This window comes from Oleiphilus sp. HI0043 (genome assembly GCF_001634935.1).
This window is the reverse complement of record NZ_LWEY01001128.1, coordinates 1-777: the sequence shown is the minus strand read 5'-3', so window position 1 is coordinate 777 and position 777 is coordinate 1. Positions and strand designations below refer to the sequence as shown.

The following is a 777-nucleotide window of genomic DNA, read 5'->3' as shown; positions in this document are numbered from 1 at the left end:
CTCACCAAAACCTGGCAAGTCCTCAAACAATACCTCTGCGCCTGACAGTGTTTTTAAGTGCTCAGGAAACTCACCCCAATGCAATTTCTGGCGAGACAAACCCCTTATTAGCATCCACTTTTCCATTAGCGATACCAAAACTGCTTAGCTGCTTGAAAGGTCTGTACCTGCTGCTTTTTCTTGGGCATCCAGCTCTTATAGCCAATGGCTGCCGAGCAAAGAAAATCGAATAGCATAATATGCCGCCGTAAAACGCGTTGCAGGCGATGCGGCACCATCGGGTTGAATAAACCAGACCTAGAGAATAGTTGAGTCGGACGCTTCTTAATCCAATTCCATGAGCCCATCTCAAGCGTCAAAGGAATCATCATACTCTCATGTGAATTCTTATGTCGCTTGTAGATGTAATCCCACAGATCTCCATGCGTGATATAACTCAATGACTGAGGCTCAAAGATATAATGATGGTGAGAGTAAGTTCGATCTAGCAATAATTTCAGCGCATAAATCTTGTCGAGTACCGCAATAGGCCGTTTGCGATAAGCATAGGGAAACCACAAGTAATCGTGGAAGCCAAAGCCCGAATGACAGTCTAGCGTTAAGGTAAAGGGCGATTGATCAGAATAACGCTCGACCACCTCTACCAGCTTCTGGTTCTCAAGCTCCATTTGCTCCTCGACCTTGCCACAATACCAAGGCAGGTGTGGCGATATTCTTTGTCCGCCACCAAATAACAGGGCCTCGCTCTCTGCTTCCATCGGAGAGTTACGCATTAAA

General features: G+C 46.2%; 1 pseudogene. It reads right to left on the bottom strand.

The window, feature by feature from the left end:
* Nucleotides 1-125: 125 nt before the first annotated feature.
* Nucleotides 126-777, bottom strand: a pseudogene (locus A3729_RS33060) (zinc carboxypeptidase); the annotation flags it as partial.